Source organism: Mycoplasmopsis caviae, assembly GCF_024498215.1.
Taxonomy (GTDB): Bacteria; Bacillota_I; Bacilli_A; order Mycoplasmatales; family Metamycoplasmataceae; genus Mycoplasmopsis; species Mycoplasmopsis caviae.
On sequence record NZ_CP101806.1, the window covers coordinates 931,883 to 951,996 of the forward strand.

Annotated in this window: 17 protein-coding genes and 1 other RNA gene; 16 read left to right on the top strand and 2 right to left on the bottom strand. The window is 27.5% G+C overall.

Going from position 1 to position 20,114, the window contains the following annotated elements:
* Window positions 1–301: 301 nt before the first annotated feature.
* Window positions 302–677, bottom strand: a transfer-messenger RNA (tmRNA) gene (gene ssrA, locus NPA07_RS04495).
* 150 nt (window positions 678–827) lie between these two features.
* On the opposite strand from ssrA, the gene NPA07_RS04500 reads away from it, so the two are divergent.
* The 6 genes from NPA07_RS04500 (at window position 828) to NPA07_RS04525 (ending at window position 5,423) form a co-directional block, all read left to right on the top strand.
* Entirely contained in the window at window positions 828–1,226 is a 399-nt protein-coding gene (locus NPA07_RS04500; protein ID WP_256553160.1) for a hypothetical protein, read from the top strand.
* 59 nt (window positions 1,227–1,285) lie between these two features.
* Entirely contained in the window at window positions 1,286–1,408 is a 123-nt protein-coding gene (locus NPA07_RS04505; RefSeq protein ID WP_256553161.1) for a hypothetical protein, read from the top strand.
* Window positions 1,409–1,531: 123 nt separating this feature from the next.
* The gene (locus NPA07_RS04510) at window positions 1,532–1,984 is read left to right on the top strand and encodes a hypothetical protein (RefSeq protein ID WP_256553162.1); all 453 of its coding nucleotides are present in this window, start codon (window positions 1,532–1,534) and stop codon (window positions 1,982–1,984) included.
* Window positions 1,972–2,232: a hypothetical protein gene (locus tag NPA07_RS04515; RefSeq protein ID WP_256553163.1), complete on the top strand. Its 261-nt coding sequence runs from the start codon at window positions 1,972–1,974 to the stop codon at window positions 2,230–2,232. The genes NPA07_RS04510 and NPA07_RS04515 overlap by 13 nt, the downstream gene beginning before the upstream one ends.
* Before the next feature lie 17 nt (window positions 2,233–2,249).
* On the top strand, window positions 2,250–2,441 hold the full coding sequence (locus NPA07_RS04520; RefSeq protein WP_256553164.1) for a hypothetical protein: 192 nt from the start codon (window positions 2,250–2,252) through the stop codon (window positions 2,439–2,441).
* A 504-nt stretch (window positions 2,442–2,945) separates the two neighbouring features.
* Complete coding sequence (locus NPA07_RS04525) at window positions 2,946–5,423, top strand: MAG1360 family OppF-related protein (protein WP_126118354.1); 2,478 nt, start codon at window positions 2,946–2,948, stop codon at window positions 5,421–5,423.
* 127 nt (window positions 5,424–5,550) lie between these two features.
* On the opposite strand, the gene NPA07_RS04530 is transcribed toward NPA07_RS04525, so the two are convergent.
* Window positions 5,551–6,513 (bottom strand): hypothetical protein, encoded by a 963-nt coding sequence (locus NPA07_RS04530; protein WP_126118353.1) that lies wholly within the window; start codon window positions 6,511–6,513, stop codon window positions 5,551–5,553.
* A gap of 247 nt (window positions 6,514–6,760) precedes the next feature.
* Here NPA07_RS04530 and NPA07_RS04535 point away from each other — a divergent pair, with 247 nt between their 5' ends.
* The 10 genes from NPA07_RS04535 (at window position 6,761) to yihA (ending at window position 20,078) form a co-directional block, all read left to right on the top strand.
* The gene (locus NPA07_RS04535; RefSeq protein WP_235659548.1) at window positions 6,761–7,036 is read left to right on the top strand and encodes a hypothetical protein; all 276 of its coding nucleotides are present in this window, start codon (window positions 6,761–6,763) and stop codon (window positions 7,034–7,036) included.
* A 44-nt stretch (window positions 7,037–7,080) separates the two neighbouring features.
* Window positions 7,081–7,662, top strand: coding sequence for a hypothetical protein (locus NPA07_RS04540; RefSeq protein ID WP_235659547.1), 582 nt, complete (start codon window positions 7,081–7,083; stop codon window positions 7,660–7,662).
* 183 nt (window positions 7,663–7,845) lie between these two features.
* Entirely contained in the window at window positions 7,846–8,754 is a 909-nt protein-coding gene (locus NPA07_RS04545; RefSeq protein WP_126118352.1) for a hypothetical protein, read from the top strand.
* Between the two features lie 662 nt (window positions 8,755–9,416).
* Window positions 9,417–13,259, top strand: coding sequence for a hypothetical protein (locus NPA07_RS04550; RefSeq protein ID WP_126118351.1), 3,843 nt, complete (start codon window positions 9,417–9,419; stop codon window positions 13,257–13,259).
* 189 nt (window positions 13,260–13,448) lie between these two features.
* Window positions 13,449–15,947 carry a valine--tRNA ligase gene (locus NPA07_RS04555; RefSeq protein ID WP_126118350.1) on the top strand — a complete coding sequence of 833 codons (2,499 nt, stop codon included), beginning with the start codon at window positions 13,449–13,451 and terminating at the stop codon, window positions 15,945–15,947.
* Window positions 15,935–16,789: a bifunctional 5,10-methylenetetrahydrofolate dehydrogenase/5,10-methenyltetrahydrofolate cyclohydrolase gene (locus NPA07_RS04560; protein WP_126118349.1), complete on the top strand. Its 855-nt coding sequence runs from the start codon at window positions 15,935–15,937 to the stop codon at window positions 16,787–16,789. The genes NPA07_RS04555 and NPA07_RS04560 overlap by 13 nt, the downstream gene beginning before the upstream one ends.
* Window positions 16,790–16,909: 120 nt before the next feature.
* Complete coding sequence (locus tag NPA07_RS04565; protein WP_126118348.1) at window positions 16,910–17,863, top strand: phosphotransacetylase; 954 nt, start codon at window positions 16,910–16,912, stop codon at window positions 17,861–17,863.
* 9 nt (window positions 17,864–17,872) lie between these two features.
* Window positions 17,873–19,066: an acetate/propionate family kinase gene (locus tag NPA07_RS04570; RefSeq protein WP_126118347.1), complete on the top strand. Its 1,194-nt coding sequence runs from the start codon at window positions 17,873–17,875 to the stop codon at window positions 19,064–19,066.
* Between the two features lie 2 nt (window positions 19,067–19,068).
* Entirely contained in the window at window positions 19,069–19,497 is a 429-nt protein-coding gene (gene coaD / locus NPA07_RS04575) for a pantetheine-phosphate adenylyltransferase (RefSeq protein WP_126118346.1), read from the top strand.
* A complete protein-coding gene (yihA, locus tag NPA07_RS04580; protein ID WP_126118345.1) occupies window positions 19,497–20,078 on the top strand; it encodes a ribosome biogenesis GTP-binding protein YihA/YsxC in 582 nt (193 codons plus the stop codon). Before coaD ends, yihA begins: the two co-directional genes overlap by 1 nt.
* The last annotated feature ends 36 nt before the right edge of the window (window positions 20,079–20,114 follow it).

Below are 20,114 nucleotides of genomic sequence, written 5' to 3' on the forward strand. Positions count from 1 at the left end.
GATTTTTCAGCCTTGAAGATTTTATAGTAAAAAATTTGGCTTTTTTTGACTGAAAACTATTATTTTTGAAGATATTATCTTTTGGTCTTTTCATTTCTTATTTTAGACTACTCACATAATTTTTAAATAAGTTTCAATTATCTGAAAAAGCCTATAAAACAGGTTTATAGTTAAATTATTTTATAATTTTGCTTCTTGAGTAAACAATAACAAATTTAGCAAAAACACCATAAATAATTTAATTTATCATCACTGTGAATTCAACAAAATTGACAATAAAAAAGCTGGATAACCCAGCATTTGGTGGAGATGTCGGGAGTTGAACCCGAGTCCACACACCAAGTCAATACCAATACTTTTTACAGTTTATCATTTCTAAATAATCTATATTGCCGAAATGCAAACAACATAGATTTTTGAAACTCTTGCAAGTTTCCGTCTCCCAAAAAACCGATTTTAAAGCCTAGGGAAATATCAGTTTTAAAACCACTTGATCACTATTAACTAAGCGAAAGCAAGGTTTGATTGTGATTGCATGTTTTGTGCAATCATAAGTGAAGAAATATTAACTTCTTCTGCTTTTTCATCTTTTGCGATTATAAAGCCTAGATGCATTATAGTCTGCCAAACTACTGATATTAGTATCACCCAATGCATGTCGAAGCCATTACACCCCCATGCGAAAATATTATATAATATTTTGTTCATAAAAGTTGTTTTTTTTAATATACTAATGGTTTTATTTTATTTTGTCCACCCTGTTTTTATCTTTTATTTTGTCCATTTTTAGGTTTCAATTATTATTTTAAAAAAGGAGAATTTAAATTATGGAAAATCTTGTAATTAAAACCAGATTTCAAGCAGTTGATACAGGTAAAACAACTGATTATGAAGATAAAAAAAATTTTAGATTTAAAAAAATTCAACAATATTGAAATAGACCAAATGCCGAAATATCAAAAATATTAGGAAAATTGGGTTGTAGAACATCAACAAAAACAATTAAAAGATATAGAAATCAAATATTGATTGCATCTACAAATAACCAAGATGCAATCAGTATATCACATGGTAATAAAAATAAACTTAGGGGTGTGAAAGTAAGTGATTCAGTTATTATTGATTTAACTAATAGATATTATGAATTAGTGGAACATATTGAGAAAATATCAAAGGGTGATCTTAGTGTAGCATTGTTGCATTTTTACAATAATGAGACTTACTAATGATGAAAAAAATTGTTGCCTTTCACTACCTTTTATAAAAGAATGCTTAGACTTGGTTATTGCAGTTCATATGCAACGAGAAAAGTAAAAAATGAGTTAAGAGAAGAAGAATGTTTTTAGAAAACGGTCAAGATATTTCTAAAATCGAGGCACAGTTTATTAAAATTTATGAAAAATTCTAAATAAAAATCCATTAAAAGGTGTTTACCAAAATAAAAGTTCTGACTATGATTTTGGGCAAATTATTGAAATTGATGCAACACCACTTCATCTTTTTGGAGAAAGTAAGAAGTACCATATTTATAATGCTTGTTGATGCGGCAACAAAAAGTTTGTTAGCAATCTGAATTGACATTGAGGAAACAACAATTGGGTATCAAAATCTTCTAACACAATTATTTAGAAGGTATGGCATTCCACAAGTAATAATAACGGATAGAAGAAGAACTTTTTGAGGTTCAGATAGTACAAGAACAAGTATGGAAGAAGCGCTAAATGCAAGAGGAATTGAACTTATAACAAGCGGCAATCCAAAGGCAAAACCAAATGTTGAAAGATCATTTTGAACATTGCAAAGATGAATAGGAACATTCTTTCATACAAACGGAATCAACTGTTTTGAAGACTTTTTGGGAAAAATTGAACTTTTAATTGATGAATACAACAAGCAATTTAAAAAGGACAAGGCAGTAAGTAAAAACCAAATGTTTTTAGAAAGCCAAATACTGAAATTTTTGAAGAAGAAATGAATCTTGTAATTAAAAGAAAAATAGTTAATCATACTGTGAGATATGACAACAAATATCTTGCTCCATTTGATAATAATGGTGCTAGGGTTTCTATGTTTGAAAGTGGAGAGGCAAAACTTATGGTAACTCCTGAAAATAAATTATTCTTTGTTGAGGGAAAAGAAAATATGAAGCCAAAGTACCAAAAGGAAATGAACTGAGCGCAATCGATGTATATGCAATATCAAAAAATCTTGATCCACAACATCAAGGTGTAAGAGTTACAATTAAAACCATGCTTCATAATAGAACATGAACATACAGTACATTTGAAAAACTTGAAAATATATTTAAGAATTCTGCAAAGCCAAACAATAAAGACATTGAATTTATTAAAAAACTATTAAGTGAAAATCTTGAAAAGTTAAAAGATATTACAAAAGAAATGAAGGAATTTATTGACGCTAATTACAAATCATTTAAGTAAGTTTTTCTTGTTTCTTCTTTTTTAAAAAGAAGAAAGCCTATCTTAGCAAGACAAAAGAAGTTTTACTTCTTGAGACCGACATGTCTTAATAAGAGCCAACGGCTCAATACTTATTAAATATGTTATTTTTATTTCAATCAACAATTTGTTTGTTGATTGAAGAATATTTAAAAGAAATTAACAAATGATATCAATCCCCAAAAGTTATGCAAAAAACTTTAGGATTGAAGACAAAATGAATTAATTAAAAGCAACTTCTTAATGATGTTGTATGTTTTAATATGCAAAATTTTAAAAAATGTAATTTAACATTTAAAAAAACGCAGTGAACCTTAATGTTGTACACACAAAAACAAAAAAATAACACATTTTTTGCTGTTTTAGTTAAAAAATAGCCAAACTTTTATGTGTTTTGGCTATAATTTTTACAACCTTAAAAATTGGACAAAATAGAAGAAAATTATCATCATAAAAGTTGTTTTTTTTAATATACTTTTTAATACTATGAAGAAAAATAAGATATTTGGAATCGAGAATTGTTTTAAGCACCTTGAATACAAGGATGATTATATTGATTTGCAAAAAATTGAAATCTATGACAAACACAAAACTGCAATCTTAATTACTGATAAAAATAATGATTTAACTGGTTCAAATTTCTATGACAATGTTCTAAACAACAATTTAAATGTCCTATCTTATTTTTCAAAAAATCTTAAAAAGGACCCTAATTCAACTTACTGAGATATTGAGTTCAATAATAAAGTTAATAAATTTGATGATGTTGCTTTTTTTAATATGGCTGAGCGTGTTGAACAATTCTCACAATATCCGCTTGTTTTTAAGGCTGACGAGTTAGAAGAAAACTACACAAAAAGTAAAGAACGCATTGATGAATTAAACAAAACAATGAGCAAATATCTTTTTCCAATTCGTCATTTAATATTAAATTTGCTAGCAGAAGAAGCTGACTCACTATTAGTAATTTATCAGGACTATGAACGTAATTTTAATAGTATTTTAAATAAAGTAAAAAATAATGCAAGCCAAAAAGTTTTTAGTAAATTACAAGAAGATTTAGAAGAATTAGAATACTATCAAGATTTATTTTTAGAAGAACAATTAAGCATAACATTAAAACTTTGAGACGAAATTTTTAATAAATTTCTTTTTTTCTATAATGCATCAAAGTCAAATATTGATTATTTAGGTGATGAACAAATAATTAATCTCAAAAGAAGGTTAGATTACTTAATTAAGATGAGAAAAACATCAAAGAAAAGTGTTGAAGATACTTTGATAATTAGGGATATAAAAAATGATATTTTAGCTCTTGATGAGATGGTAAAGGAACTAAGTTACAACTCTGAACAAAAGATTAAGTATTTTGCCTTTAGATACAAAATAAGTGCAGAAATTGACTTATCTAAAGCTAATTATTTTACTCGTGAAAGTTCTCAAGTACAAATATTAAACAAAAGATATTATGTAAAAATGTTTGCTTATAAATTATTGAAAAGATATAAAAAATGCTTTAAATATTTAAAAGCAGAGGAAATAGATGAGCTACAAAAAACATTAGATACAACTATTAAATTATTTATAAGCAATAGTCTAGGAAATATAACTTACGGTGCTAAAAACTTTTCAATAAAAAAAATAAAGAAGATTCTAAAAAATGAATTTTATTTTAATGTTGATAGTTACAAGATGAGATCGAAAAATAACTTTAATACAATAAAAGAACTTAAGGATGAGTATCAAAAATATATTGCAATTATAAAAAACAGAATTCATGGACATTACTTCAACACAGTTCCAGAGCGTTCTATAAAAAATACTAAGGAAAAATTAATTAATGCACAAAGTGAGCACAATTGAAAACTAAACAAGATTCAAAATGAATATTATGCAGCACTTAAATCAAATGAAAAATTATTAAATTCATATGATTCAATGTCCCTAATTAGTCAAAATGTCATGAAAAAAAATAAGAAGATTAAAAACAATTTAAAGTTTAAACGTGTTTTTGATAGATCTATTAGTGACAATGACATTAGTAGAATCAAAAATTTTGAATTAGGTTTAAAAAAGTTAATGGATAAATTTAATTTATTTGATTTTGTTTTTAAAAATTTAATTGAACTTAAAAAAATTATCGGTTCAAACAAGAAAATATCATCAAAATTGCTTAATCAATTTGACCGACTAAATAGATTAATTGAAATTTTTGAAAAATCATCAATTAGCGCAAAAAGTTTAATTAAACCTTATGAACATATTTCAAAAATTAATAAATTGAAGATGAATTTTATTTCCTCTATTATTAAAAAACCGACCCTTATTTTTATAGCTGATGATCCAAATATTAAAGATCAAAAGTTAAAATTTGAATTCCTAAGGTCAGCATTTGAACTATGCAAAGAAAGTGAAATTAATGTTGTTTTTGTTACACAAGATAAAAACATAGTCGAAAATAGCGAATTTGATTATGTTTATTTAGTAGCAAATAATAAGGAAGTTGAATTCGGAAATCTTAGTGAAGTGTTAGGTAATACAATTAACCCTGAGGCTAAAAGCAGAATCAATGACCAAGAAATATCTCAGGAAATAATAAGAAACCAAAGAGAATTTGTCTTTAGTGATATTTATGATGTTGATGAAGAGCATTATATAATTACACCACCTAAATACTTTAAGCTATGAATGCAAGGCCATAAAAATGAAAATAAATCACTTTTGGTTAGTGATGAACAAAGCCAGGAAAAAACAATTGAAACACAAATTAATGATTTAAAGAATCCACTTCTTGAAAAGACTGTTTTAATTGCATCGCTTGATCCAAAAGAAGTTAAAAAAAGTAAACATCTTGATCAAACTTTTACTCAAGAATTAAAAATAATTCAAGCAACTTTTGGTGATAATGAATCAACTAATTCAAGATCTTCAATAGATATCGATTCACTTGATGATTTATTTTAGAATTCATATAAATCTATTTTATAGCACTTTTAGTCAAAAGTAAAAAATAAACTTTTGGTTCAAGTGGCAACAAGAGAGTACAAAACTATAAACAAAAATGCCTTGCTTAATTAAGGCATTTTTAAAACTAAATTAATTTAAAGGCAACTAAAACTAAAATTGTAATAGCAGCTGCCATCAATGTCCCCATAACCACTAATGCTGCAATTAGTTCTTTTGAAAATTTCTTTTTAACAACTGGTTTTTCTTCTTTTTTAGCATCTACAATTTCAACCTTTTCAACTGGTTCGCTAACTTTTTCTTCAACAGGTTGCTCTTGAATTAATTCCTCATCATGGCTTTTACTTGTTTCTTCAACAACACTTTCTTGCTCAATAATTGGCTGACTTATTACTTCCTCAACAACTTCATTTGATTTGAAGCCCGAAAGTGTTTTAACATAGTAAGCAGACTGCTCTGATGATCTTTCCAAGACATATTCAATGTCTAATTGATCATCATGAGCCATAATATTAGTAATATTAACTAAATAATCTTGTTCAGGTGTTGAGAAAACTATATCATCTTTTGTAATATCATTTGCATAAATTAATTGTGCATTTGGCACAAAGAATTCAACTTTTGTCGCTTCTTCATTAAGATCACTTTTTGTTACTTCATCAACTATTTCAACTTTTTTAGACTCTGGTTTGTCAACTAGATTTTCTTGTTCAAGATATTCAATAACTTGTTCATTTTCAACTTTGTTTTCACTTAATCTTTCTAAAATAATTTTAGCTTTAGCTCAATCTACTGAACCACGGTAAGCACCATTTCTATGGAATCAAACTCTTGTTTCATTTTTAGATGCTTCACTAACTTTTATAAATTCATTAAGTGCATCAACAAAATCACTGTAGGTTTTGAAATTCTTTTCTTTTGCTTTCTTAAAGTTAAATTCAATGTTGTTAGTTTTCTTAATAAGTTTTTCAGAAATGTAGTATTTTTCTAATGTTGATTTTCTAGTTGTTTTTTTAACTGTTGATTTTGTACTTTTAGCTTTTGTAACTTTTGACTTCTTGGCTGTTGACTTTTTCTTTGTTTCTGCCATTTTTATCTCCTAAAATATTTTGCAATTTATTAAATTAATTATAATACATAATATTATTAAAAGTTACTAAGTGTTGCAAGCTACCTAAAAAACAATTAAGTAAAGAAGCATTTTGTCTTCATTTAAATATCTTTTAAGCTTTTTTAATTGTTACTTTCAGTACAATTTAATCTTATGTACCTTTATCAAATTCAAGATAGCACATTTATTTAACAAACTTTTATTAATTACTAATATAATTAATTAGATGAATTTATTAGCAAAATTTCGCTTATTATTAGAGACAGAATTTGCTAATGGGATGCCACAGCCTTTTGGTGCATTTCATTTGACATTTATGTTTACTTTTCTGATTTTAGGAACTTTTCTTTGTGCTACTCTTTGAAACAAAAAAGAATGAGTTGTTAAATTAACAATTGGATTAATTTTTCTTGTTATGGTGTTTATTGAAATATTGAAACATTTCTATTGATTTGGAACAGTTAAGGAAACAAGTGCTAGTGTTTATAAATATATGTATTAAGGTTTCAAAGTCCTTATTTTCCTGTTGTAATCTGCTCACTGCCATTGTATTTTGTACCACTTTATTTATTAATAAAAAAGAGTGGCAAAATTAAGGATTTAGTAAGTGACTTTACTGCACTTATATCAATTTATGGTGGTACATTCATTACAATATTTTCACCTGATGATGTTTTTGTGGCAAATATTTTTAGGTCAATACACTCAATGATTTATCATGGATGTATGTTACTTATAGGTATGATTTTGATTGTTAACAATTTTACTAGATTCAAAAATGGTGCTTTTATTGCTAATAGTTATTTAATGTACGTGATAGTTTGGTCGGTTGCAATTATTGGTAATGAAATTATGTATCAAGTATTTAAAAACAACAAAGAATTGTGGCTGTCATATTTACCTAATTTCTTATCAATGAGCCACAGACAATTTGTATCAATTACTTATAGGTTTGAACATATTCTTAAAATCAATAGTAGACAAATATATTGAATTGTTCCATTTATTTGTTTGATAGTTAACTTTATTGGTGCTTATTTGATCTATGGGACATGATGGTTTATTGGTTGAATCATTCGCAAAATTGAGAGCAAATATAGAGCACGAAAACAAACTAAGTTGGCATAAATTCGTATAATTCATACAGATTGACTGATGTGTAGTCAATTTGTTTTTTGTTCTTACAATTAGATTATTGTGTACAAAGTTGCTGTACGCTTCTTGTATGAACCTAAAAATTTAAATTCAATATAGTACAGTGTTCCATTTTAATTACATTCTTTTAAAACACTTTTAACTATAATTTATTACATGGATTTTTTATCAAGATATCACTTTGCAATGAATACACAATTTGCAAACGGAACACCAAAGTCATTTGGTCCATTTCATTTAACATTTATGTTTACTTTCTTAATTCTTGGAATTATGCTTTGTGTGGCTTTGTGAAACAAAAAGGAATGAGCAGTTAAGACAACAATAGGCTTTTTATTCTTTGTTATGGTACTTATTGAAATATTAAAACAAATGCTTTGATTTGGTGTACCGAAAGAAATAAATCCTGGAGTATATAAATTTACAATTAGTTATCGAAATTATGTATATCCTGTTGTAATATGTTCGCTGCCTTTATATTTTTTGCCATTTTACTTATTTATAGGAAAACCGAGCAGAATTAAGGATTTAGTTACTGACTTTTGTGCATTTATAACAATTTATGGCGGAAGTTTTATTATGCTTATTCATCCAGAAGATGCCTACGTTCCCACAATGTTTATATCAATTCATACTATGATTTATCATGGTTGTATGCTGGTTATAGGGATGATTTTAATAGTTAATAATTTTGCTAGATTCAAAAATGGTGCTTTTATTGCTAATAGTTATTTTATGTATACAATAATTTGATCAATTGCTATTATTGCTAATGAAATAGTTTATCAAGTATCAAAAAATACCAATTGATGAGCGGCATATGTTCCTAATTTTCTTTTAATGAGTCACAGGCAACATGTTTCTTTTGTTCAAAGATTTGATTATATTTTCAAAATAAATAGTAGAGAAATATACTGAACAGTTCCATTTATTTGTTTAATTCTTAACTTTATATTTGGCTACATAACATACGGATTTTGATGGTCAATCGAGTGAATTAGTCGCTTTGTTGAGAAAAAATATAAAGAAAAAAAGCATTGAAAATCGCAAAATGATTTAGCATAAAAGAATAAAATTTGAAACAAACTGATCTATCAGTTTGTTTTTGTGTAAATATTTTCATAAAACATTTTAATTTTAGACACGGGCTATAAATTACTAATCTGGCTGTTTTATAGTTGTTTTAGTAAAATGTTTCTTTACACCAATAATATAAAGTTACTTTCCAGTGCTTTTTATATATAATAAAATAAAAAAATAGAAAGAATTTTTCTCAATTTGCCTATAAAACAGGCTTTTTAGAAAAAATGGATAAAAAGGATAACTATGAATAAAAAGAACAAGAAAATTGTGACTCTTTCTTTAGGCATCGCAGGGGGGGGATTGCAACTTTATCTTTAGGAGCAATTATAGGGTCTTCAATTGATAAGTCAAATCATTCAAAGCAAATTAATAGTATTAAAAACATAAGAAACGATTTTAAAAATAGTTTTGATTCTCTCCAAATTAAACATGACAGTATAATTGAAATTCTTAGTGGACAAACACTTGAAGAAGATGTTAAAAATGAATTAAATACTCTCTTAGGAAAATATAAGGATCAAATTACAATCAACAAAAAAATTTATAATGAACTAGAAGAAAAATTAAAGAAATATACAAAATATAAAATAGGTCATCATCCAGGAAATATTACATATTTAAGAAATAAATCAAATTACACTGAAATGATCTTCTTTAATAAAACTGTTAAAAACGCTGAAAGAACAACTAATGAACTTCTTTCATCAAATGAATGATTAATTAAGTATTTTGAAGAAGTTGCAAAATTGTCAAGTGAATTAATTTCACTAAAAGATAACAATGATTTACTAATTAATTCAGTTGTTGATAAAGATACAAAATTTAGCGCATTAGAAACTACGCTAAATGAATATAAATCTCAAAAGGCAAATTTAGTTGTAAGAGATGGCAAAAGTGAAATTAACAAACAATATGTTTTAAGCGGACTCAAATTACTTAGTGAAGATAAGAAACTTTTTAATGATGAAGTTTTAGGTAAGTTAACTAAAAAAGATCAAGATTCTTCAGTAGTTGAGTGAATTCTTAAAAGTGAAGAGTTAAAAAATATTGAGAATATATCAACAATATCAAGCACAAATATGCAAGATATTAGAAACATAATTGAAAAATATTTCACTAATGAAGGTATAGTTAAAAGAAATGCGTCTATAACAAGAGCTGAAATTCTAAATCAATTAAATATTGCTAATAATAATATCGGTCTTTTAAGTGCCGAAATCCAAACCACAGTATCCAATTTAATTAATCCACTTAAAGCAAAAATAGACTCGACTAAAATCCTAGAAATTTCAAGCTTTTTAAATGTAAATAATAAAAAAGTTGAATACGAAAATATGTTTGCATTAAATGATGAATGTGAAAATATAATTAAGAATACTGCATTAATAAATTTTGAAAAATTTGGATCTCTAATTTCAAAAGCAACACAAATTTTTGCAAATGATAAAAGTCTTAATATTGAACTTCAAAATTTTGAAAATGTTCAAATCAAAGAAAAAATTAAAACTTTTAATAATACTGATTTAACTATGTTAAATAAGTTTTTTGGTCTTAATAATGATTGGACAAAAATAAATGAATTTGCTTCAAGCGACAAAGTGAATCTCTCTTCACTAAAAATCGGTGATGAATACTTAAATAAAAGACAATTATTTATTAACAAATTCTTTGAAGGTTGAGAAAATGTTTCAACTTTTGCCAAAAAAATTAAAAATGAAGTTGCACCTTTTATAGCAAATTCAATTGAACAATTAAAAAATAAATTTGAAACCAATAATTTTTTAAGTTCTTCAAGTTTACTCGACTTAAGTGCTAAAAGTGAATCTTACAATTCATTATTTAATTCTGCAAATGAATTTAAATCAAAATTGCCTTTAATAACATTTTCAAATATGGATTCACTTTTTGAACTACTTACTCAACTTATTAACCTAAATAATAGTGAAAAATCACTTAATTCACTTTTTGCTTCATTTATTACAAATGAATTAAAATCTAAAATTAAAAGTTTAGATAAAAATGTTAGTGAAACAATGAAGAGTATTAAACTTGAAACACTATGACAAGAAATTGACACTTTTGCAAATACTAATGATTTAAACTTTGACGAATATACAAAAGATGAATATATAAGCCAAAGAAATTCATTAATAGATCAATTTGCCACTGCAAAAAATAACCTTCTTCAATTAAAAACTAAAATTGAAGAAAAATTTGGTTATGGTTTAGAAAGAATTAAAACATATAATGAAATGCTTGGAGTTAGAAAAGCAACATTAACTAACTTTAAATTATTTGGTTTTTCATATTCAAAACTAGAAGACCAAGAAGCACTAAATAAAAACTTAATTGCTAAGGATGACTTGAGCAAACTTAAAGCATCTAAAAATGTGGATGAGTTCTTTACCAATATTTCTTATCTAAATGAGTTGATAACTAGTGATGCAAATAATATCAACATAATTAAAGAAACAATTAATACAAATGTCAATCCTTCACAATTAGCACCAAAATTGGAACTTGACAGTGCAAAACTAGAGAACTTTAGACCTTTTAGTCAATTAAGCGACACAGTTGCAATTAAAGATAATTTAGAAACTATCAATAATAAAATTCAAGCTACTAATTCAATAGAGTGAAATGCTGATATCAACGATGTTAAAAATTCATATATAACTTTATTTAATACAGTTGATGAACTTAATAATAAAGTAACTGAATTATCTACATTACAAATTGAATACAAAAATTATTTAAATAATGCATCTGATCATGTTGAACAATTAAGGGAACTTGGAAGTAAGGAACACCAAAACCAAAGTAAAAATACAGAAGTTCTCAATAAAATACTTAATTATGCAAAAGAAGATTACATTGATGTAAATAGTAAGGCAAACTTTTTGGCAAAAAGCAGTAATGACGCTAAATTATTAAAAGAAACATTCCTAAAGGAGTGAGTTAAAGTATTTAAGTCATATGATGAATATTTAAAGCACAAATCCTCAATTGATGAAGAATTTAAGAAATTTAGACACCCTGATGCTAGACATACATATGATAAAGTAAATGAAATTATTCAGTGGCAACAAAAATTCATTGATGATGAAATGGAATTAATCTACAAAAAAATTGAAGATAAAACTATTTTATGATCTCAGGAATCTTTTGCGAGTGAATATAGTAAATTCGCAAGAGATGAAAAAACATTATTAGTTTCCTTTGTTAAAAACCTTTACAACATTCTTGTAAATCAATTTGGATACAACAAGATGTACAACTTTGAAGCTCCAAAATATAATTGAGATCGTTATAATCAAAAATTTACTTATGATACAGTGAATATTTTATCTCGTGGAGATGTTGAATATGCAAATAAATCTAAAGCAATGGAAGATGCTAAACACGTATTACAAGGTAGTTTAAGACCAGATTTTAAACCAGATTTATATAGACGATACGGATTTGACAATATTTTTTATGGGTTACAAAACAAAAATAAAGACCTTAATTCTTTATTATTAAATGCTGGAGGTAAAAGCACTGATGAAAATTGAGGTCATATAAATACACAAAGCAATTGACTTTTTTCTGATGATGTAAACCTTAATCGTGATGAAATAGGATATAGTGTTGAAAGTTCAATTTTAAAAATGGAAGAAAACAGTAGCTTATTTATCTTAAATGCATTTTTTACACTATTAAGTAAAGAGTATAAATGAACTAGCGAGTGGTTAAATTCACTTAAAGAAATTGACAAATTAATAAATGAAACTGAATACAATAAACGATTTGAATTATTTGTTGATATGTTAGCAAAAATAACATATGCTAATATGCTTATGATATTAAATTCGATGCAAGCCCAAGAATTACAATCAATCAATGTTGATATTCCAACAAGCGGAGATTCAAATCAAGTTTTCTTAAGAAAAATATTCATTAAAAGAGCCGGCGTTGCTAAATATCTGAATGTTGAATATAGCCATGATTTAAGCAATCATATGGAGAAACGTACAAGGAATTTAAGTTTTGAAGATAGAGCAACTCAAATGTGTCGAAGTGTTAATTTTTCAGTTCAGGTCAACACTTCAGGTGATAGAATAATTAGTAATGTAGTTCATGATGAATTAAACCTACCAGTTAAATATAATAGTGGGCACATAATTTCAACATCTGGTCCATTTAATTATGCACTTTTTAGTCAACATAATTTTAGTAATAATTCGAATAATATATATACAGCTTTGTTCAATAAAATAGAAATTACTAATGTTTTAAACTCACAAAAATTAGAAATTAAGTATTATGACTGATATATATTTCTTCAAGCTTTTGAATTCAAGAGACAATATGGAACAATTTGAAGAGAACCAATGGGTGGATACACTCTAATGAACAGTAGTGATATAGAATTCCACAAATGAAACGATTTCTATACACAAGAAAAGATTAATAAGATTAAAACCTATACCCCTGTTACTGAATAATAACAAATCAAAAAGCAATATTAAGCATCATTTTTGCTTAAAATATTGCTTTTTTTGTCTCCAAATTGACTAACTAGCCCAAAATATAGTGCTTTTGTAATATAATTAATATATAAATTGTGCGTATTTAGTACAAAAATCGCATTTTTTTAGTTTGCTCTTAGAGGAAACTAAAAGGATTGGAGTAATATGGAGCTTGAAAAAATTTATGACCACTCACTAATTGAGAGTGATATTGCAAAGAAGTGAAAAGAAAAAAAGATATTTAGCAAGCATGATTTGAGTAAAAAACCATTTACTATACTCTTACCACCACCAAATGTTACAGGTAAACTACACATTGGTCATGCTCTAGACACATATATTCAGGATACAATAATAAGATATAAGAAACTTAGTGGTTTTGATACTTTTTATATTGCAGGAATGGACCATGCAGGTATAGCAACACAAAGTAAAGTTGAAAATATGCTTTATCAGAATGAAGGTATTAATAGACATGATTTAGGTCGCGAAAAATTTTTAAAAAAAGTTTGAGAATGAAAAGAAGAATATGCACAATTGTTTAGAAAACAATGGCAATCACTTGGGCTTGCTCTAGATTATGAAAAAGAACGCTTCACCTTGGATGAACAAAGCAATCAAGCTGTTTTAAAGACATTTATTACACTTTATAAAAAAGGATTAATTTATAAAGGCACTAAAGCAATTAACTGAGATCCTGTTTTAAAGACCGCTTTAAGTAATATTGAAGTTATTAACAAGCTGACTGAGCAAGTTATGTATTATATTAAGTATCCAATTTTAAATTCAGATGAACACTTTGTTGTTGCAACAGTTAGAACTGAGACAATGCTTAGTGATGTTGCTGTTATTTATAATCCAAAAGATAAGAGATATAAGAATTATAAAGATATTAAAATAGTACATCCATTAACAAAACAAATTATTCCATTTATTGCTGATGAATATGCAGATATGAAATTTGGCAGTGGATTGATGAAACTTTCAGCACATGCTGAGGTTGATATAGATATTATCAAAAAACATAATTTAGAAATTATAGAAACAATCGATAAAGATGGTCTAATAAATTGCCCAAAAAGCCAATTTCACAGGCTAAATAGACAAGAAGCACGTGAAAAGATAGCACAATATTTACAAGAGAATAATCTGCTAGTTAAAAGCGAAAAAGTAACTTCAAATGTTGGTTATTCAGAGCGTTCTGGCGCACCTGTAGAAATTCTTGTTATGCCACAATGATTTGTTAAAATGAACAAGTTAGCCCATGATATTCTAAACCACCTTAAATCTAAGGATGCTGTTAATTTCTACCCAAAAAGATTTATTAATGTTATTAAAAAATGAATGGAAAACATTCATGATTGAACAATAAGCCGACAACTTTGATGAGGACACAGAATACCGGCTTGGTATAAAGATGACAAAATAAAAGTTCAAATTGAATCACCTGGAGAGAGTTGAGTTCAGGATGAAGATGTACTTGATACATGGTTTAGCAGTGGTATAGCACCTTTTTCATTTTTAGGTTGGCCAAAACAAAGTGCACTATTAAAAAGATATTATCCAACATCTCTGCTAGTTACCGGTTATGATATTATCTTTTTCTGAGTTGCTAGAATGTACTTTTTTGGACTAGAACTTATGGATATAAAACCTTTTGAAAGAGTACTAATTCATGGTTTAGTTCGAGATGAATTTGGCAAAAAAATGTCTAAGTCTTCAAACAATGGTGTTGACCCAATTCAAGTAATTAGTGAAAATGGTTCAGATGCTCTAAGATGATTTATGATTACTAATACTAGTCCAGGTTTGGACATTCGTTATTCAAGTGAGAAAATTAATTCAGCATGAGCTTTATGTAACAAGTTATGAAATATTGCAAGATATATTCAACTACTGCCAAATGATAAAGAAAATAAGAGAACAAGTGCTGATATTTGAATTCATAATAAATTGGTTGCTCTTAAAAAGAAAGTTGATAAAGCAATGCAAAATTATGAATTTACTATAATCGGCAGTGAACTATCTAAATTTATATACAACGATTTTTCTTCATGGTATGTTGAACTATTAAAAATAATGCCAAGTAAAAATGCAGCTTTGGAAAATCTCAAAAATCTTCTTCTAATTGCTCACCCATTCTTGCCATTTATTACGGACCACTTATATAAAGTTTTATTTAATAAGGAATTATTGGAGCAAGAATATAACAACTTAAAAATTCAGAAAGCAAAAAACCTAGAACAAATCGACCAAATAATTTCAGTAGTTAATATATTGAGAAAATATCGTGAAGAAAACAATATAAGCAAGAAAGAAATTCTTTACTATGATTGCAATATTGAGAAAAATGAATTTATTATAAATTCACTAAAAGCACTATCAAACAGTGAAATTAGTCAAAACAAAGATACTTTATTTGTTGATGGAAACATTAATGTTTATATTAAGGAATCTGCTGAACAAAAAAAATTATATATTGCTAAATTAAATGAGAAAATTGCTCATCTCGAAAATGAAATAAAACGTTCAAATGCTATTTTAAATAACCAAAACTTTATAGCAAAAGCTCCTGCAAATAAAGTGGAAGAAGAAAAGCAAAAATTAGCTAAATATCAAGAAGAATACAACAAATACAAGGAGGAATTAGAATGAAAATCTTAGATGGTAAAAGTCTTGCAAAAAAAAGAACAGAAGAACTTATTGTACAATTCAAAGACATAAGAGAAAAATTGGGGCGTAAACCAATTTTATCTATCATTCAAGTTGGAGATAATCCTGCCTCAACTCAATATATTAAAAACAAAATGAAAAAGGCGGAAGAATTAGGTGTTGAAGCAATTCATCATCATTTTCCAGCAGATATTAGACAAAAAGATCTTCTTAAAAAATTAGATGTTATTAATGAAAAGGCTGATGGTATTATTATTCAACTTCCTTTACCAAAAGAATCTGCTACTCAAGTTATCTTAGACAGTGTCAGAATTGAAAAGGACATTGATGGATTATGTACTAGAAATGCATTTAATTTCTATAATCAAACAGATGATTTTACATTGGTTCCAGCAACTGCTCTTGGGATATTAGACCTTTTACATAGTTACAAGGTTGAACTTTATGAAAAACGTGTTGCAGTTATCGGGCGTTCAATTTTAGTTGGTAAACCAACTGCTTTCTTACTTAAACAAGAAGGTTGCAATGTTTCAACCTACAATAGAAACACAGGTATTAAAGGTGTTGAAAGTGCCGACATTGTTGTTGTTGCCGCAGGTGAAGCTAAACTACTCAAAAAGGCTAATGTTAAAGAGGGGGCAGTAGTAATTGATGTTGGTGCTAACTGAGTTGAGGAAGATGGTCAAAAAGTGCTTTACGGTGATGTTGACATTGAAACAATGCCAAATCATCTCAGTGCATTTGCACCTGTTCCTGGTGGAGTTGGACCAATGACAATTGTGTCGCTATTTAGCAACTTGGCTAAATCAATTATTCATGTTCATAGACTTTAATTCTTAAATTGAACCTAATGGTTCTTTTTTATTTTTAAGGTAAAATTTGCATTTTAAATTATTTAATATTAAATCTAGTAATATTTATTAAATATAAATTAGAGTTTTTGGAGGCAGATTATGAAATTCACATCATTAATTGAAAAGAGAGTTAAAGCAATAAAAACTACAAAAAGGATAATTTTTGTTGATGGTGATGATACTCGTGCACTTGAAGCTGTTAAACAACTTGAAAAATTTAAGAACATTGAAATCACACTTTTAACAGAGAATGATGTTAATCTTCAAACAAGTGCAAAAGTTATAGACATTAACAAAGATAAACAACTTCAAGATCAACTTGCACAAAAATATTTTGAACTGCGAAAAGGTAAGGAGTCTATTGAACAAGCTCAAAAAAGTTTACAAAGTCGACCTTTTTATGCAATGATGCTCTTAGCGACAGGACAAGCAGATGGTGTAGTTGGTGGCCTTAATTATTCAACAGCAGATATATTAAGAGCAGCTTTTAAGGCAATTGGTTCAAAAGAAGGTATAAAAACCATTTCATCAGTTATGGTTCTTCACAATAATAAAAATACTTATTTCTTTAGTGATATATCTGTAAATGTTAAACCTGACCAAAGTTCACTAGTTGAAATTGGTCTTAATGCAGCAGAATTTGCTCAAAGTATGGGTTATGATCCTAAATTGGCATTTTTGAGTTTTTCAACAAACTATTCAGCAAAAACACCAGAAAGCGAATTGGTTCACAAAGCAACAGAAGAATTTAATTCAATTTATAATGGTACAAAAGCTATTGGTGAAATTCAACTTGACGCCGCTCTTGACTTAGAAGTTAGAAAAGCTAAATACAAATTAGAAAATTATAATGAGCCGGCTAATACACTAATTTTCCCTGACTTAGGTGCTGGTAACATAGGATATAAATTAGTTCAAAGGTTAGGTGGTTATGGGGCTATTGGACCAATAGTTGTTGGGACCAAAATGCCAGTTAATGACCTTTCAAGAGGTTCAAGTGTTAGTGATGTAGTCAACACAATATTAATTACAATATTACAATCAGTTAAATAAGGAGTTATTATGAGTAAACAAAAAGTTTTAGTTATTAATGCAGGAAGTAGTTCAATTAAGTTATCACTTTTTGATAAGCGAACACTACAAATTATTGCTAATGGTATTGCTGAAAGAATTACACTTGGTGAAGGTAAAGTAACAATTAAATACAATTCACAAGCATTCAATCGTGATGTGACAATGCCAAATCATACTGTTGCAGTTGAGAACATTTTAGACTTAATGTCGCAAATTGGACTAATTGATAATCCTGAAGAAATTGAGCTTATTGGTTTTAGAGTGGTACATGGTGGCCCTTATTTTACAACAAGTGTTAAATTAAATGCTAATGAAATAGACTTAATTGAAAAAGCAAAAATTTATGCTCCTTTGCACAACCCTGGTGCAGTTCAAGCGATGAAAGCATTTAAAAAGGTTATGCCACATGCAAAAATGAGTGTTGACTTTGATACTGCATTCCATACAAGTATTCCAGATGTCAATGCCATCTATCCAATTCCATATCAATGAAGCGAAGAATTAAAAATTCGTCGTTTTGGTGCTCATGGAATTAGTCATGAATTTATTACACTTAAATTACAAGAAATACTTAAAAAACAAAAAGTTAATTTAGTTAACTTACATATTGGCAATGGTGCTTCTCTTTGTGCAATTAAGGATAACAAATCAATTGATACATCAATGGGCCTTACACCGCTTGCTGGAATTATGATGGGCTCTCGTTCAGGTGATATTGATCCATCAATTCATGAATTCATTAGTGAACAACTTGGTTTAAATATTCATGAAATAACTGAACATTTAAACAAGAAAAGCGGGCTTTTAGGTGTTTCTGGAATCTCAAGTGATGTTCGTGATATAACAAAAGCTATTGAAGAAAAGAATAAAAGAGCTGAATTTGCTTTTGAGCTATATGCACAAAAAATTGCTGATTTTACAGCACTTTATGCAAACAAAATTGGTAGCAAACTTGATGCCATTGTCTTTACTGCTGGCGTAGGAGAAAATACTCCTTCAATGAGACAAAGAGTAATTGATAAGTTGCACTTTGCTAAAATCAAAATTGATGACAAATTAAATAATTCAAAAATTGGTGAATATGCCCTTATCTCAACAAAAGACAGCGATGTTAAGGTTTATGTAATTAGAACTAATGAAGAATTACTAATTGCAAAACATGCAATTGAGTTGTATAAATAATTATGCATAAGGTAGCTATTTATCCAGGTTCTTTTGATCCTTTACATAAAGGACATATTTCAGTAGTTGAGAAAGCACTAAAACTTTTTGACAATCTAATTGTCATTGTTTCAATTAACCCTGATAAAGACAATTTAGAAAATCTTGATATAAGATTTAATAATGTTAAAAATTCCTTAAAAGACTATAAAACAGTCATTGTGGTAAAAAATGAAAACAATTTGATAGCTCAAATTGCTAAGGATTATGGTGCTAATTTCATAGTTAGATCTGCTCGCAATAATTTAGATTACAACTATGAGTTAGTTCTTGCTGCTGCTAATAATTCACTTAATAAGGATCTTGAAACTATTTTAATATTGCCTGATTATGAAAACATAGATTACTCATCAACGCTACTAAGACACAAACAAAAGTTAGGTAAAAAATAATGTGAAAATTTGTAACTTCTGCAATTGATAAGAAACAATGACTTGACTGTAAGAATAGCATTCAAGTTTGTTTTTGAGGTCGATCAAATGTTGGCAAGAGTTCACTATTAAATTCAATTACAAATCAAAATATATCTTTTGTATCAAAACACCCAGGTCGAACTCAATTAATAAATTATTTTGTTGATAACAATAATAAATACATTGTAGACTTACCGGGATATGGCTATGCAGAAATGCCAAAAGATAAAATAGTTAAAATGAATTTAGCTGTTAGAGATTTTTTAAAAAACGATCCATCCCCAAAACACATATTCTTGCTTATTGATAGCCGAACTGGTTTTACAAAGAATGATTTTGAAACTTTAAATTTTATCAACTCACTTAAGTGAAATTACGATATAGTTTACACAAAAGTTGATAAACTAAATCAGAAAGAAAAGTCGGCACTCATTAAAAAACATAATGAATTGGATAATAACTCAATTAGAGAATCAACTAATATATTTTTAATATCAAGTATTAAAATTATAAATTTAAATGACTTAATAACTCACCTAGAGTCTTTGCTTTATGATTAGTCTTATTTCATTATTAATGTATAATTACATATATTA